At 57.4% G+C, this 14,651-nt stretch carries 13 protein-coding genes, 1 other RNA gene and 1 pseudogene; 12 read left to right on the top strand and 3 right to left on the bottom strand.

Translation table 11 applies throughout. The features are described 5' to 3' along the window. Nucleotides 1–182 precede the first annotated feature (182 nt). The 3 genes from M9920_14955 (at nucleotide 183) to M9920_14945 (ending at nucleotide 4,857) form a co-directional block, all read left to right on the top strand. Complete coding sequence (locus tag M9920_14955) at nucleotides 183–3,170, top strand: hypothetical protein (protein ID MCO5053577.1); 2,988 nt, start codon at nucleotides 183–185, stop codon at nucleotides 3,168–3,170. Between the two features lie 60 nt (nucleotides 3,171–3,230). Next, complete coding sequence (locus M9920_14950; protein MCO5053576.1) at nucleotides 3,231–3,779, top strand: DUF2249 domain-containing protein; 549 nt, start codon at nucleotides 3,231–3,233, stop codon at nucleotides 3,777–3,779. Nucleotides 3,780–3,849: 70 nt separating this feature from the next. Continuing rightward, nucleotides 3,850–4,857: a hypothetical protein gene (locus tag M9920_14945; protein MCO5053575.1), complete on the top strand. Its 1,008-nt coding sequence runs from the start codon at nucleotides 3,850–3,852 to the stop codon at nucleotides 4,855–4,857. A 5-nt stretch (nucleotides 4,858–4,862) separates the two neighbouring features. On the opposite strand, the gene M9920_14940 is transcribed toward M9920_14945, so the two are convergent. From M9920_14940 to M9920_14930, 3 genes are all read right to left on the bottom strand, one after another. Beyond that, entirely contained in the window at nucleotides 4,863–5,678 is an 816-nt protein-coding gene (locus M9920_14940) for a M48 family metallopeptidase (protein MCO5053574.1), read from the bottom strand. Between the two features lie 87 nt (nucleotides 5,679–5,765). Then, entirely contained in the window at nucleotides 5,766–6,872 is a 1,107-nt protein-coding gene (locus M9920_14935) for a hypothetical protein (protein MCO5053573.1), read from the bottom strand. Nucleotides 6,873–6,876: 4 nt separating this feature from the next. Then, a complete protein-coding gene (locus tag M9920_14930; GenBank protein MCO5053572.1) occupies nucleotides 6,877–8,259 on the bottom strand; it encodes a DUF11 domain-containing protein in 1,383 nt (460 codons plus the stop codon). A 141-nt stretch (nucleotides 8,260–8,400) separates the two neighbouring features. Between M9920_14930 and ffs the strand changes: the two genes are divergently transcribed. From ffs to M9920_14885, 9 genes and pseudogenes are all read left to right on the top strand, one after another. Then, an RNA gene (gene ffs / locus M9920_14925) (signal recognition particle sRNA small type) lies at nucleotides 8,401–8,497 on the top strand. 91 nt (nucleotides 8,498–8,588) lie between these two features. Continuing rightward, complete coding sequence (dnaX, locus tag M9920_14920; GenBank protein ID MCO5053571.1) at nucleotides 8,589–10,364, top strand: DNA polymerase III subunit gamma/tau; 1,776 nt, start codon at nucleotides 8,589–8,591, stop codon at nucleotides 10,362–10,364. Between the two features lie 12 nt (nucleotides 10,365–10,376). Continuing rightward, complete coding sequence (locus M9920_14915) at nucleotides 10,377–10,892, top strand: hypothetical protein (protein ID MCO5053570.1); 516 nt, start codon at nucleotides 10,377–10,379, stop codon at nucleotides 10,890–10,892. A 172-nt stretch (nucleotides 10,893–11,064) separates the two neighbouring features. Beyond that, nucleotides 11,065–11,265 (top strand): hypothetical protein, encoded by a 201-nt coding sequence (locus tag M9920_14910; protein MCO5053569.1) that lies wholly within the window; start codon nucleotides 11,065–11,067, stop codon nucleotides 11,263–11,265. Beyond that, a pseudogene (locus M9920_14905) lies at nucleotides 11,262–11,526 on the top strand (hypothetical protein). Before M9920_14910 ends, M9920_14905 begins: the two are co-directional and overlap by 4 nt. Before the next feature lie 50 nt (nucleotides 11,527–11,576). Continuing rightward, complete coding sequence (locus M9920_14900) at nucleotides 11,577–11,888, top strand: YbaB/EbfC family nucleoid-associated protein (GenBank protein ID MCO5053568.1); 312 nt, start codon at nucleotides 11,577–11,579, stop codon at nucleotides 11,886–11,888. A gap of 116 nt (nucleotides 11,889–12,004) precedes the next feature. Beyond that, nucleotides 12,005–12,601, top strand: a complete 597-nt coding sequence (gene recR / locus M9920_14895) for a recombination mediator RecR (protein MCO5053567.1) — start codon at nucleotides 12,005–12,007, stop codon at nucleotides 12,599–12,601. Between the two features lie 119 nt (nucleotides 12,602–12,720). Further along, on the top strand, nucleotides 12,721–13,959 hold the full coding sequence (locus M9920_14890) for a hypothetical protein (GenBank protein ID MCO5053566.1): 1,239 nt from the start codon (nucleotides 12,721–12,723) through the stop codon (nucleotides 13,957–13,959). Nucleotides 13,960–13,999: 40 nt separating this feature from the next. Further along, nucleotides 14,000–14,611, top strand: a complete 612-nt coding sequence (locus M9920_14885; GenBank protein MCO5053565.1) for an HAD family phosphatase — start codon at nucleotides 14,000–14,002, stop codon at nucleotides 14,609–14,611. Nucleotides 14,612–14,651: the final 40 nt, after the last annotated feature.

Genomic DNA, 14,651 nt, shown 5'->3' with positions numbered 1-14,651 from the left:
ACCCGACCCAGCTCCGATGCAGAAGCGAAAATTAAATCGAATCTGAGGCAACCGAAAAGATCAACGCTGCGACGCTGCCGCTGGTCCAGCATCACCGCGGGCTTTTGTGATTGAAGTTTTTACCGCAACGGCGGACGATTCGCTTTACGAGCTTTTACTGCCACATCTCAAACCCCGGAATCATGATTAAATCCAATGCTTCCAGCGCCGCGATCCGTTTCCTTGCTTTAGCAGCGGCCACCATCGGTCTCCGTTCCAGTTGCGCTTGGGCGACGCCAATCGCCGCCAACTCCGCGACTCCATCGGCCATCCCCTGGAGTGAAATCGGGAGCCGGGCCACCGCCACTTATCAAGGCGACGGTTTGGTCGCCACCCCCACGCGCAACGGAGCCCAGTTGAACTGCGTCTTCCAACGTCTGGAAGGAGAAGTCACCGCCGAAGGGTTGTGGTTGACGTCCACGCCCATCGAGCCTGCGGGTGATTGCTTTCGGGTAACGGCAACGAGGGTAAGTCGCAACCACACCACACCGGACGCGCTATCGCTTGCGTTTCCGACCACCGGTACCGTCGTCATGGAGGGGCAAGTGGCCCGGTTCAATCGGCCCGGATTAGTGGAGGAATACTCAGTGAGCTTGGATGGCATTCGCCAGGATTTCATCCTCGCTGAACCGCCCGCCGTCTCGTGGCGGCTCGCTTCCCCGGCGGAGGAACGGATGACAGCGCATGAAGAATTGCTTCGGTTGGAGCTTGCCGTCAATGGGGCGGCAATCGAGTCAACCGCTGCGGACGCGCAATTAACCCTGGCACATTCTGGACGCCAGATTGCCTACAGCCGACTGCATGTCACGGACGCCGTTGGCAGAGAACTTCCGGCGCGCTTCGCAATGAATGACGCCGGCTTCGCTTCGACGTTGGCGATTTTGGTGGATGATCAGGATGCCGTTTATCCCATCCGGATTGATCCCACATTCAGCGATGTCAATTGGGTGAGCATGGGCGATTTGCCTGGAGCGGATAGTGAGATTTTTACCGCAGCTGTGGACGCTGCGGACAACCTTTACGTTGGCGGACAATTTCATTTGGTGGGTAATACGGTGGCGGGCGGCGTCGCCAAATGGGACGGGCAAAGCTGGAGCGACATGGGCACTCAGGTCGGTAGTGTGATTCGCGCTCTCGCGGTCAACGGTACCGAAGTGTACGCCAGCGGCACCTTCGTTATCGGAGGCAGCGTCAAAGAGGGCGTCGCCAAGTGGGACGGTCAGACCTGGCAGCAGTTCGGCCAGCTTGGCCCCAATCCGACCTCGGATGTCCTGACTCTGACCATAATGAATGGCGACGTGTACGCCGGCGGCGACTTCGTCACCATTGATGGGGTGGCTGCAAATCGGATTGCCCGCTGGGACGGAATCAATTGGCATGCCTTGGGAACGGGCTTGAACGCTTCCGTGCGGGCATTGGCCGAGTTGGATGGGCGGCTATATGTCGGTGGCTGGTTTACCACCGCCGGTGATGCGCCGGCTTTTTACATTGCGGAATGGGACGGAAGTAACTGGCAGACCGTGGGCGGCGGCTTGAATCAGCCCGTCAACGCTTTGCTTGCCGACAACGGAAAATTATACGTGGGCGGTGGTTTCACTCTGGCTACGAATGCTGATAACCAAGCGATTTCGGTCAATCGGGTGGCCCAATGGGATGGGAGCGATTGGAACGCCATGGGAGGTGGATTCAACCAAGCCGTCAGAACCTTGACGGTGTGGAATGGCAATTTATACGCCGCCGGTAATTTCACGCAGGCAGATGGGAAGTCCAGTCCGCGCCTCGCTCAATGGAATGGCACCGCCTGGAATTCCGTGGCCGGTGGATTGAATGATGCGGTAAACACCTTGGTGGTGCGGAGCGACGGCTTATTTGTGGGGGGAGCGCAGGTTCTGGCCACCAACCTCGCGTCGGGTCCAGTTTATGTGAACCGCATCGCGCACTGGAACGGGAACGCTTGGCGTCCTCTGAACAGCGGCTTCAGCTCCTGGGTTTACGCATTGGCCGCATCCGAAACCAATCTCTACGTCGGCGGCAATTTCAACTCGATCGGTGACTTGAAGGCCAACTACATCGCGCGCTGGGACGGCACGAGTTGGAGCACCTTGCAGGGCGGCATGAACAACCCGGTATATGTTCTTACCTACGTGGATGGGGCGTTGTATGCGGGAGGTTTCTTCACGCTCGCCGGGCCGACCCCGGTCAACGGTATTGCCAAATGGAATGGCAACGCTTGGAGCGCGTTTGGCATCGGCATGAACAATCCCGTCCATGCGCTGGCCGTGACCGGCACCACCGTCTATGCCGGTGGCGAATTTACCAAGGCCGGAAATGTGACGGTCAATCGGATCGCCAAATGGAACGGGAGCAGTTGGAGCGCACTCGACACGGGAATGAACAACCAAGTGAGTGTCTTGAAATGGATGAATGGCGAACTCTACGCCGGCGGCTGGTTTACGACGGCCGGGGACAATCCCACCAGCTACATCGCCAAGTGGAATGGCACTGAATGGTTAGCGGTAGGTGGAGGCGTGAATGACTGGGTTTATACCCTGGAGGAATGGAATGGTCAGCTCCTGGTAGGTGGCTCGTTCACGACGGCAACCAACTCTGACGCCACTACCGTTGCCACCGCCAACATCGCGAGGTGGGATGGCACGCAGTGGCACGCCTTGGGGACAGGACTTAACGGCAGTGTTCGCGGGCTGGCCGTGGTGGGCAGTGATCTTTACGTCGGCGGCTGGTTTACGAGCGCAGGAGGGAACCCCGCCCGCTACCTGGCAAAATGGGACGGCACCGACTGGTCTCCGCTCGGATCCGGATTGGGAATCAGTTCGCCGTACGTGGAAGCGCTGGCCACGTTGGACAACCGACTCTTCGTCGGAGGACGGTTCATGACCGCTGGCGGCAAGGTATCCCCCTACCTCGCGCAAGCCATTCTTGGCACCGCCCCCATTCCGCTGCATTGGCAACTCGCCGGTGACACACTCGTTCTAACTTGGGACGATCCAAGTTTCACGCTGGAGTCGGCTCCCGAAGCCGTCGGAACGTATGTCGAGCTGCCCGACGCCGTCAGTCCATACTCCACCACGCTAACCGGACCACGACGTTTCTTTCGCTTGAAGTCGCCTTGAGACGGCAACTTCTCAATCGCCCGACGGACATTCAAGTCACGGCTTTGAAATTAGGAAATTTTGACCCGCGTCAAAGTTGGACTGATAACCTTCAGTCAGAGTGACGCCATGAGCGACGAGATTGTGACGTTGGATGTGCGGGAGGAAATCAGTCAGGGCCGCGAACCGTTCGGCATCATCATGCGCACGGTGGCGAAACTGCAACCCGGACAAAAATTCCGCCTGCTGGCTCCGTTTGAACCAGCCCCCTTGTACACGGTGTTGGGCAACAAAGGTTTCAGTCACGAAACCAAACAGCTTGATTCCGGGGTCTGGGAAATCACTTTTTCACCGGGCGACGTGCCCAAACCCGCCGCCAAAAGCACCGCGCCCGCCAGCGCGAATGAGCCGACCTCCTTCATCGAAGTGGACGCGCGCGGTCTGGAGCCGCCACAACCGATGGTGACCATTCTGGAAGCCGTGTCGAATCTGCCGGCCAAAACCGGAATTCGCGCCCGTACCGACCGGCGGCCGATGCACCTTTACGCGCACCTCGAGGAACGTGGTTTTTCCAGCCAGACCACCGAGCAATCCGACGGCAGTTTCCTGACGGAAATCCGTCCGCTCTGATCCTTGCGAATCAACGTCGCCTCGCTCGCACGTCTCGACACGTCAAACGCGCCTTTGTAAGGTCAGCGCCATGCGACGGATTGGCGTGCTGATCGTTCTGCTGTTGACCCTCAACCTGAGTGGCGCGGCGGAATGGATTCGCGCGGACATCAACACCAACGCGCCGGTCTGGGGCATCTCGGGCGGCCTCATTTGGGCGATCCCACCCGGCAAATTGCGGCCTCATGGCGGGCCGCGCGGGCTTATCCGGGTCGGTTATCCCGTGCTCACCAACGGTGGTTACGATCTGATTAATTTCATCGCCGTCGAACCCATCGTCAAAGGTCAGCGCGGATTCAGCGAACTGGAGCTGAGTCAGACCGATCGTAAGCCGGGCAAATTATTTTGGTCCGGCGCGGCAACCTCCACGTCCCCCACCGATCAGATGTCGCCGGGCACGTTGCGGCAACTGAGTTCTGGAATTGAAGAACTCACGGTCACGGTAGGCATCGAGCGCTTTGAAAACGGCGCCGCAGTCCAACTGCAAATCAGTCAGCGCACGGATCGCCCGGATGAATTGCGTTTGGTGATTAACACTCGACCGGATAGCGCGCCGTTGGATTACTGCATTTTGACCGCCACGATGGGCAACTGGATTCGAGCGCGACAACTTTGGTTGCGCGATCAGGTGATCAATAGCTTGCGGCAATATCCGGAGCATCGCGACACCAGTTTTGCCGCGCACAGCATTTACCCATTGAAGCAACTCTCCCGTGTTTCGGGTGGAGACGTGCTGGTGGCGTTGACCTCGGACGAACCCGATCCGGCAACGGTGCATCCCTTTCCCAACTCGGATCATTGGTATTACGGCGGCCAACCGGTCACGCAGTATTGGCGCCGGTCGGCCGCCACGGTGCGACCCGATTTGCGCGCGGTGGTCAATGCGCGCTACACCTATTGGCAATCGAAACAACCGATTCCCGGGGGCGTGGCGTTTGAGAATTTTGAATTGAACGAGCGCTATTATCCCGGCCAGGAATTCAGCTTTGGCATCACGCGCCGGACGCCGGCGCAACTCGGAATCACCGCGCGACCGTGATCCACTCAGCGCGCTTGCGCCGCGCGCTGCCGGGCTTCCGGCAACCAACCTTCCAGTTGCCGGATGCGCGTGGCGTCCAGCGGATGCGTGCGCAGGAACTCGGGCGTGTTGTCTCCCTGCTGCTGGTTGAAGGCGCTAAACCGTTTCCAAAACTCGACCGCCGCTTCCGGTGGGTAACCGGCCTGCGCCATGTAAATCAAACCGATGTGATCCGCCTCCGACTCCTGTTTCCGACTGTGCGGCAATTCCACGCCCACCTGCGATCCGACTCCGTAGGCCAGTTGCGCCACGGCCTGCCAGCGCGGATCGGTGGCCTGCAAACCCAGACCGAGTAAGCTGCCGCCCGTTTGCAACAGCATCGCTTCGCTCATGCGTTCGCCGCCGTGCCGTGCCACCGCGTGCGCGATTTCGTGCCCCAAAACCGTGGCCAGCCCGGCTTCATCTTTTGTGATCGGCAAAATGCCGGTGTAAACGCCCACCTTGCCGCCCGGCAAACAGAACGCGTTGGCCTCCTTGGATTCAAAGACCACAAACTCCCATTGCGCGTTGGGCATGTCCTTGCCGGCCACCGCCGCGATGCGTTCGCCCACGCGTTTGACCAGGGCGTTGGCTGCCGCGTCGGTGCTGATGGGAGTTTGCTTTTTCAATTCGTCAAAACTGGTCAGTCCCAACTGCATCTCTTCGCCTTCGGACATGATGTTGAGTTGTTGCCGTCCGGTCACGGGTACGGTGTTGCAACCGGTGAACAGGGCGGTAAACCCGAGCGCCGCCACCAGCATCAGCGCCACTCGGAACAAGGAAGCATGAGCAAATCGTTTCATCCCGTTCAGCCAAGCGAAATTCGCGGTGAAATTCAATCTCGAAAGACACGTCGGACGCATCTTGATACTCCCCTCGGATGGTCGCAATCAAAATGGCCAGTTGATGCCAACGGAAAAATAGACCGCTTGAGTTTGATTCAGTTGCGCCCGGCGTCCGGCGCCGCGAAACGTGGCGGAACTCATCGGCAGGTATTGCACCCCGAGATACAGATCGCCGTTCTCCACGGTGTGCAAGAGCAGCGCGGCAGAAAGGTAACCGCCATAGGTGAGTTCGGTTTCGCTGTGGCGACCCGCGTTCACTCCTCTCGTGCCATCGGGAAATTGAACTGACTCGAGCACCTTCAGGTCGCCCGAGACGATTCCTAACGCGGCGCCAGCGCCCAGTAACGTGCTGACGCGCGGATGCGGATCCCATTGCCAGGTCGGCCCAAGCCGCAAACTGTAAAGCGTCAGGTCCAGCTCGCGCGTGCCGGTTAGATCCAATCCGGTAAACGTGCCGGCGCCCGCCGTTTCATTTTGGGCCACATCAGAAATCAGCGCTCCCGGCCCGAGATAGCTGCCCTGATACGGCGCGTCGGGCGCGACGATGCCCGCGAGTTGATACGAGTGCGTGATGCGAGTGGCGGAAACCCCGCCCAACGTCTGTCGGTCTTTGATGCCGATCGGCATGAAGCCGAACCCAAATTCCCAACCCCATGACGCATTTCGTCCTTGGCGTAATTTACCGCCATACGCCAATTCAAATCCCGCTTCCGCGCCGCTGTCGCGTTTTGCACCGCCTTGAGCCGTATAGCTTTCCGCGGCGTGAAAATAAATCCGATCATCCCCCGCCGTGTATTGACCGCCTTCGCCTTGGTAGCCCCAATACCACGTCTGACCGTTTTTGTTGCCGCTGGCGTCCACCCGCACAAAACCGTCGTCGTAGAGGTGGTCCTGCCTGCCCACGCCGACGGCGCCCGGATGATTGCCTGAAAAGGCAAACGTGCCGGCCGTGGCAAACTTCGCCTTGAAATTCAGTCCCAGCACCGCGCCCAATCGGAAATGCCGCGTCCATTGCGCCTGATCGGATTTGCCCAAATCAAACAGATGACTTAAATCCTGATCCCAACCCTGCGCCCCAGCAACGCCAATTCCGAGCGCCAGACTGGTGAGCGCTCCGAGGCACGACCGGGTTGATGGGCTTTTGTTCCGCATGGGTTCAGGGCAGTTCTAAAACTCGATAAACGCGTTGTCCAACACTCAGCGGCGCGCTGCGCGTTTTGGGCGGTCCGCGATCAATCCATTGCACGCGGGTGGCGGGCGCCACAATCGAAGGTTGCACCGTCAGCCAGGCGTTGGAACTCAGATTGTCTTGATAAATGATGGTGTAAGTCCGGCCGATATTCGCCGCGAACTCGATCAGAAATCCGTTGGGCGTCATCAGTTGTTTGGTCACCGCCATGCCGTTGGTGGAAGCGGCCGAAAGATCAATGGCGGTCACGCCCAGCGGAGTCAACGTGTAAACCGACAACGGCTCGCGTTCCAGCGTGTAAAATTCCAGCGTCAATTCCACCCCGCTGTGGCCGGGCACGGAATAGTTATAGAGCGCGTAGGCGGCACCAGCATTGGTCCCGGCGGCGTTGTAAAGCCAGACACCCGACGGCAATCCCGTGGCGACAATCCGCACGGCGGGGACCGGGTCCGTCAGTTGATTCGTCAGCCAGGCGCGCATTTCCAAAAGGCCGGTTTGCGGATTCATTTGTTGTCCCAGCACCGTAATGGCGAGTCCGCTCGAAACAAACCCGCTGACGCTCATGGTGTTGGTGATCGCGTTGTTATTCGGATGCGGATCCTCCACCGCGCCGCCCACCGCCGCGCTTAAATTGAAATCACCCGCTTGGGCGCTGCGCACGGAGAGCAACAATTGCGCGACGCCACCGTTGGCGAGCGAGCCGATCGTCCACGTCAAAGTATCGCCGGAAAAATCGGCGGCGGCGTCCGATGGCGTGACGCTCACCAATTGAAAGGCGCTCGGCAGCCAGTTGGTGACCACCACCCCCGAGGCGGCGCTGGGACCGAGATTCGTTACGAACAATCCGATGCTCGTGAGATCGTTCGTGAAAATGCCCGTGCTGGCATTGGTCAAACCAATGGTCAGATCGGCTGCGGGAAACCCGATCTGCGTCACGAGGTTCGTGGTCATATTGGTGCGGCCCAAGGTGAACACGGTAAATTCATTGGTGAACGCGCCGGAGGTTTGCGGACGCAAGCTCATGGTGAGTCGCGCCACCTGGCCATAAGCCATTGGACCGAACGTAAAAATCAAACCGTCGTCCGTGTTGGTAATGAAGCCACCGAACGAATTCGTCGCGCCAACGATCTCCGTCGGACCGGACGTTTGGTTGGTGACAATGACTTGCGGCAGCGTCACGCCGGAAATGTTGGTGATGAACAGGGAATAGAAAACTTCCTCGCCCGGTTGCACCGAAGCGGGACTGGAACTGGCCGCGAGCGAAAAATCCACGAACTGCGCCGGGACGCGACCGCCCCACCACAGTACTCCGCTTAACCCGAGGAAAATCAGCCAACGGCGCCAGGTCATTTGCGATTCAACTGAATTGTTTGTTTCACTTCCGGTTGGAGTGTGGCGCGGTTTCACTTTTTGGCAATTGGATATTTCCGGCACGGGAAGATTCCCCGCTTTAAGCTTGAAGCGCCAGCCGCCCTCCCGCACTCTCTGCCCCGCCAGGGCCCATGGAATGTGGACTTACGAACCCCGTCAGGGCCGGAAGGCAGCAGCGGCAGTTTGCTCCGTATCTGCCGTGGTCACCCTGGCACTTCCCAATTTACGATTTGCGCTTTTGGTTTACGATTTTCCTGCGGGTCACATTTGGCTCGTAAATCGTGAGTCGTAAATCGTAAATTTCTGTCATGTCCTATCAGGTCATTGCTCGCAAGTATCGTCCGCAACGCTTCGCCGATGTGATCGGTCAGGAGCACGTCACGCAGACGTTGGCCAGCGCCATTCAGCAAAACCGGATTGCGCACGCCTACATCTTCTGCGGGCCGCGCGGCACCGGCAAAACCACCATCGCCCGCATTTTTGCCAAATGTCTCAACTGCACCGGCGGGCCGAAAGTGGATTTTGACGATCACGACGAGCGGGTGAAGGAGATCACCGAAGGTCGCGCGCTGGACGTGCTGGAGATTGACGGGGCGAGCAACAACGGCGTCGAACAGGTGCGCGAATTGCGCGAGACCTGCCAATACATGCCCGCGAACGGCAAGTTCAAAATTTACATCATTGACGAAGTCCACATGCTCTCGACGGCAGCGTTCAATGCGTTGTTGAAAACCCTGGAAGAGCCGCCGGCGCACGTGAAATTCATGTTCGCGACGACCGATCCCGAGAAGGTGCTGCCCACCATTCTTTCGCGCTGCCAACGCTTTGATCTGCGGCGCATCCCGATGACGATGATCATCAATCACCTGACCGAGATCGCCACGAAAGAAGGCGTCAAGGCGGACGCGGGCGCGCTCTACGCCATTGCGCGCGGCGCGGACGGCGGCATGCGCGACGCCGAATCGGCGCTCGATCAATTGATCAGTTTCTGCGGCGATACCATTCAGGAAACGGATGCGCTCACGATGTTCGGACTGACCGGGCAGCAGCAAATTCTGGCGCTCGGGGAAGCGATCTTGACGGGCGACATTCAAGCAGCCTTGCGGCAATTGACCGAATTGATCCAGCAAGGCAAAGATCCCGGGCGCCTGCTTTCCGATTTGCTCGGCCACATTCGCAACCTGATTTTGTTCCAGGTCTCCAAAGGCGATTTGGAACTGTTGCAAGTTTCCGAGGCCGACGGGAGCGCGCTCAAGGAACAATCCCAGGCGGTCTCCACTGAAGCGTTGACGCATATCCTGGAAGTCCTCTCCGACGCCGAGTTGCGCCTGCGCGACGCCGCATCGAAAAAGATTCTGCTCGAAGTCACGCTGTTGCGCGCCATCGAAGCGCGACAAGCGGTGAGTCTGGACACGGTGTTAAAGCAATTGCGCGCGCTGCGCGAGCAGGCCGGTGGCGCTCCGTCACTACCACTGGCATCGCTGCGGGACCCTCGCCCCGTCACGCCGCCGAAACCAACCGCGCCGCCGCCCAAACCCGTCGTCCAAGAAACCCCGCCGCCGCCGGCACCAGCGGCAAAAGCCAAGTCGTCACTGAGTGGTGAAAAACTCACCACGCTCTGGAAGCGACTTCTGGAATCCGCGGGCCAGGCCAGTCCGTTCATTCGCACTTACTTGTTGGAAGCGCATCCGGTGTCTTTCGAGGACGATTTGTTGACCATTGGATTTGATCCTGAATTCGACGACCACCGCGGTTTGGTGGATCATTCGCGCAACCACGCGGTGTTGCAAACCAAGCTGGCCGAGCTGGGCTTCGCCGGAGCGCGGGTCAAATTTATTTGCGCGGAAGCGCCGGCGGATTGGGTCCGGCCCGCCCCGGAATCAGCCACGCCAGAATCCAAAACACCCCCGGTCGCCACCGGCAAAAGCGAAACGAGCGTGGGCGGTAAAAAGCCGGCGGCGAACGGCGGCAAAGGCAAAACCTCCACTCGCGAATCTTTCAATCCAGAGGATTTCAAAAACGATCCGTTGATTCAAAAGGCGCTGGAGATTTTCAAGGGAGAGATCGTGGAAGTGCGGACGTAAAACTGGTGTGGCATGAACGAAACCGTTGGCAAAAGTAACTGTAAACGAGAAGTATCCTGGTTTTTGTTGCTCACGGTCACGGTGGTGATAGTAACCACCCTTTCGTTGCAATATCATAACGTGCTCTACACAGAAGGAGAGGTGATGCAGGGATTATTCGCTCTGCTGACTGGCGTCGTGGCATGTTGTGTCCTAATAGGGTTTCATCATCGCACCATCGCCTTGTGGTGCGTCACGTCGCTGGGAGGTTGCCTATTACTTTGGCAGTCATACCAGAATCGCAAGTGGGTAATAATTCACGAGGATATTATCTCCATTGTACAGTTTGCCGAAGAATTGAAGAACAAAACCGGTCATTACCCCGCCAGCCTTGATGAATACGCCTTCAAAAACATTGGTGTTAAATCGCATATTCACGGTTTTGTTTCTGATGAAACAAACGAATTTCGCATCACGTATTTTATGAATGACCCAGGAATTTCCTACTGGTATTCGTCCAAGTCAGGGTTCGGTTATTATCCCGACTAAGCAAACCACATAAGGCAAAGACAACTTCGTTTAACCGTAATGTAAATTTGTGTCGAGCATTGGAAAACCCATGAAGCAGGCTGCGCGCAGGCTATTCGCAAAGTTGGTTTTTCAGATTTCACCGACATGAAACCGTTCTTGCCCTGGAAAAGACCGGTCGTATGCTTTCAGCGTGAGTACTGTTTCAGAAATTGAGCATGCGATTCGGAAGCTTTCCCGCAGTGATCTGACGGCGTTCCGCGATTGGTTTCTCGGTTTCGACGCCACCGCTTGGGATCAGCAGTTGGCGGAAGATGTGGCTGCTGGTCGCATGGAGGCGCTCGCGCAGGAAGCTTTGCGCGAACTCCATGAGGGCCGCACCACTCCATTGTGATTCATCGCGCCACACCAAAATTCCGGGAGTCCTACCAAAGACTGCCCAAGGAAATTCGGGAACTGACCGACAAGAATTACGCGCTCCTTAAACACGATCCTCAGCACCCCCTCGCTGCACTTCAAGAAGGTAGGGCCAATCAGGTCCATTCGCGTGGGGATTCATTATCGCGCTTTAGCCGTAGCCGAAGGCGAGAATATTGTGTGGTTTTGGATCGGCCACCACAGCGAGTACGACCGACTGATTGAGCGGCGTCACTAAAAAACCGATTGCGATATTTACTCATTCGTTTACACGTTTAATCTCAAATTATGTCGAGCATTGGAAAACTCATGAAACAGGCTGCGCGAATGCAGCAGCAAATGGAACAGATTCAAGCCGACCTCGCCCAGCGCACGGTGGAAGCCACCAGCGGCGGCGGCGCGGTCAAAGTCACCGCCAAGTGCGACGGCAGCCTCGCGGCCATCAAGATTGATCCGCAGGCGCTCAATCCGTCCGACGCGTCGGTGGTGGAAGACATGGTGTTGACCGCCGTGAATCAGGCACTCGCCCAGGCCAAGGAAATTTCCAACGCCGAAATGGGCAAGGCCACGGCTGGGTTTAATCTGCCGGGATTTGGGTGAACGGTGGAATGTTACAGCGTTAAAACGTTAAAAAGGTTACATCGTGATGAAACGCGCGACACCAAATCCCCGCGTTGCAACGTTTTAACGTTTTAATAATGTAACGACGCAGCGCCATGCTCCCGGATTCCATCACCGCGTTGGTTGCCGCGCTCAGTCGGCTGCCCGGAATCGGGCCGCGCTCAGCGGAGCGCATCGCCTTGCATCTGGTCCAAGCCGAGCTGGACGTCGCCCAGAATCTTGCCGCAGTCGTGGTCCAGGCACGGGAACGCACGCGGTTTTGTGAGCGGTGCGGGGCACTCACCGAAAAATCGCCCTGCGCGATCTGCTCCGATCCGCGCCGCGATCACACGCTGGTCTGTGTGGTCGAGCGCGCGGTGGATTTGCTGCGCATCGAAAAAGCCAGCGCATTTCGCGGCCAATACCATGTGTTGGGTGGAAAAATTTCGCCGCTGGACGGAGTCGAGCCAAAAGACCTGCGCATTGCGGAACTGGAGCAGCGTTTGCAAACCGAGCCGATTCAGGAAATCGTCATCGCCCTGGGCACGGACGTGGAAGGTGACGCGACGAGTAATTATCTGGCGAAACGGCTGGCACGGCCGGGGCTGAAAATTTCGCGCATCGCCTATGGCCTGCCGGCGGGCAGCGGCTTGGAATACGCAGATGAATTGACGTTGAGCCGGGCGCTCGAAGGCCGACGCGAGATGCAATAAACGTATGTGGTGACAAACGTATGTGGTGATTCTTGACTCCCAATACGTGAAAGCCTAGGCTTCCGGCAAATCAAGCTACACGATTAATTTGTTCCGAAACAAACAACGGAATCCCCAATATGAAATCATCATACTTGCTCAGCTTGGCGATCTGCCTCGCGCTGGCGGTTACCACTCCAGCGCAGACCTATGATACCAATAACATTGCCGTCCAAACTCACGCTGGTTCGGGATTTTACGGCCATTATGACGGTCAAGGGATCCTCACCATGTTCAATGCTCCGACGGCGATCACGGCCGACACCAGCGGAAACCTGTTTGTTTATGACAGTGGCAACGGGCTGATCCGTAAAATTACTCCAAGTGGTACGGTAAGCACGTTTGTCGGCGGTGGAAACTCCAGCCCGCCGGGCTATGGAACAAATGTTTCCATACCCTCCAGTTATTATGGTGGTCGCCTAATTATGGATCACTCCAATACACTCTGGCTGATCACCGGAGGCGACCTGCTGCGAATCACCCCAAATGGGTTCGTGGTGCCGCAGGCGACAGGTATGAATTTTGTCGGCGGGGTCTGTGTTGATTCAGCTAACAACCTCTATTTTACCCGCGAATTGCGTATTTTTCGGTATAATCCGTCCAGCGGCGAGTCGGAAGTGTTTGCCGGTTCTGGCAACCCAGGATCGCGAGACGGAAATTGGATTTTTTCCTCGTTCAACAGTCCCACCGCTCTGGCGGTGGACGCCGCCGACAACATTTATGTGTGGGACGCAGATAATCGCTTGATCCGGCGCATCAACCAAAGCCGGGATGTCGAAACCATCGCCGGCACAAATAATATTTATTGTTACAACTGCGACGCTGACGGGGTGGGATTTGAGGCCAGCTTTTCAAAAGTCAACAACTTGTGCGTGGACCGCGACGGCAACCTGCTACTTACCTGCGGCACCAGCATTCGTAAGATTAGTGTCGCAACCAACGTGGTGACTCTCGCAGGAAGTTTTACCGAAAGCGGATATGCCGATGGGCCCGGGACGGAGGCAAGATTCAAGAACGCGTACGGAATCTGTGCGGTGCAAGATTCCATTTTCATTACGGATTTTGAAGATCATCGCATTCGACGGATTTCTTTTGATCAGGAGGTGGAGGCGGTAGCTCCGGCAAACTTGGGGCTGCGCATGCTCCCCGGCTTGAGTATCACGGGCATCGTAGGCCGGACCTACCGCATCGAATCCTGCACGACACTTTCCAATTGGACTTCTGAAGCCACAATATTGCTGACCACCAGCCCACAAACTTGGATTGATCAAGGAGCGACCACGCCCAACAAGTTTTATCGGGCGCTCCTGCTTCCGTGATCAAACTCCTGCTGGCAATGTCAGTTCCTTTGTTCGTCGCATGACCATTCCATCCATCGTCGTCTTCGACCTCGGCAAAGTTCTGGTGGATTTTGATTATTCCCGCGCCGGACGCAGCTTGGCCGCGCAGGCAAATTTATCCGCAGCCGAAATCCAGGCGTACCTCGACCATTCTCCCCTGCTCTTTCGCTATGAAACCGGAAAACTCACCCGGCAGGAGTTTTACGAGACGGTCTGTCGCCAAACCGGATTTCGCGGCAGTCTGGAAGAATTCAGCGTGCTCTTTGCCGACATCTTCACGGAAATTGGTGAGATGACCGCTCTGCACGCAGCGCTACGCGAACGCGGGGTGCCCACTTACATCTTTTCCAACACCAACGATCTCGCCATTGAGCACATCCGGCGCGACTTTCCTTTCTTCGCCCATTTTGACGGCTACATTTTCAGCTATGAAGTAGGCGCGATGAAACCCGAGGCGAAAATTTACGAAGCACTGGAAACGCTCACGGAAAAAGGCGGTGACGAAATTCTTTATCTGGATGATCGGGCGGAGAACATCGCGGCGGGTGCGGCGCGGGGCTGGCGAACGATTCTGCAAACGGACCCGGCGCAATCGCGCGCTGAAATTGAGCGGCTGGGGTTGTTGGACTGATTCGCCGGATCCCCTGTCGTCATCCTGCGATCGCTCGCAC

It is taken from the genome of Verrucomicrobiia bacterium (genome assembly GCA_023953615.1).
GTDB lineage: Bacteria > Verrucomicrobiota > Verrucomicrobiia > Limisphaerales > JADLHS01 > JADLHS01.
This window is presented reverse-complemented; position numbering and strand designations above follow the sequence as displayed.

Excerpts from the sequence above, each read along its gene's own strand:
- M9920_14955 (MCO5053577.1), top strand. The coding sequence starts at position 183 with ATGATTAAATCCAATGCTTCCAGCGCCGCGATCCGTTTCCTTGCTTTA.
- M9920_14890 (MCO5053566.1), top strand. The coding sequence starts at position 12,721 with ATGAAATCATCATACTTGCTCAGCTTGGCGATCTGCCTCGCGCTGGCG.
- recR (MCO5053567.1), top strand. The coding sequence starts at position 12,005 with ATGCTCCCGGATTCCATCACCGCGTTGGTTGCCGCGCTCAGTCGGCTG.
- M9920_14940 (MCO5053574.1), bottom strand. The coding sequence starts at position 5,678 with ATGAAACGATTTGCTCATGCTTCCTTGTTCCGAGTGGCGCTGATGCTG.
- dnaX (MCO5053571.1), top strand. The coding sequence starts at position 8,589 with ATGTCCTATCAGGTCATTGCTCGCAAGTATCGTCCGCAACGCTTCGCC.
- M9920_14915 (MCO5053570.1), top strand. The coding sequence starts at position 10,377 with ATGAACGAAACCGTTGGCAAAAGTAACTGTAAACGAGAAGTATCCTGG.
- M9920_14945 (MCO5053575.1), top strand. The coding sequence starts at position 3,850 with ATGCGACGGATTGGCGTGCTGATCGTTCTGCTGTTGACCCTCAACCTG.
- M9920_14930 (MCO5053572.1), bottom strand. The coding sequence starts at position 8,259 with ATGACCTGGCGCCGTTGGCTGATTTTCCTCGGGTTAAGCGGAGTACTG.
- M9920_14885 (MCO5053565.1), top strand. The coding sequence starts at position 14,000 with ATGACCATTCCATCCATCGTCGTCTTCGACCTCGGCAAAGTTCTGGTG.
- M9920_14935 (MCO5053573.1), bottom strand. The coding sequence starts at position 6,872 with ATGCGGAACAAAAGCCCATCAACCCGGTCGTGCCTCGGAGCGCTCACC.
- M9920_14900 (MCO5053568.1), top strand. The coding sequence starts at position 11,577 with ATGTCGAGCATTGGAAAACTCATGAAACAGGCTGCGCGAATGCAGCAG.